Origin of the sequence: Streptomyces sp. URMC 126 (assembly GCF_051386555.1) — a bacterium.
Classification (GTDB): Bacteria; Actinomycetota; Actinomycetes; order Streptomycetales; family Streptomycetaceae; genus Streptomyces.
Map to the genome: position 1 here is coordinate 1 of NZ_JBPQTX010000691.1, position 389 is coordinate 389.

Below are 389 nucleotides of genomic sequence, written 5' to 3' on the forward strand. Positions count from 1 at the left end.
GTTGACGGGGCTGGAGAGGCTCACCCCGCTCTTGCCGGTGTAGCTGTACGGCTTCTCGCCACTGTCGTCGGAGTAGTCCAGCTCCTTCTGCGGACCGCCCACGATGGAGTACTGCGTGGTCTTCTCGCCGTAGTACACCCGCTGCTCGTAGGGGCTGAGGCTGCCCTTGGCCGGCAGTTCGGACTCGGTGAACTCCGGGGCACCGCCGCTCTGGGTCGTGGTGCCCTTGGCCGCCACGACGCCGAAACCGTGGGTGTACTTGAAGTGGTCGTTGATCCAGTTGCGCTCGGGAATGCCGTTGATGTTCAGCTCGCGCAGACCGATGACCGTGTCCTGGTCCTTGCCGTCCTGGCCCTTGTAGCGGTCGACGTCCAGGGTGCTGGGGAAGC

Annotated in this window: 1 protein-coding gene; it reads right to left on the reverse strand. The window is 65.0% G+C overall.

The features are described 5' to 3' along the window. Positions 1-389, reverse strand: a 389-nt coding sequence (locus ACSNOK_RS33480; protein ID WP_436784541.1) for a UPF0182 family protein, incomplete at both ends; no start/stop codon positions are given.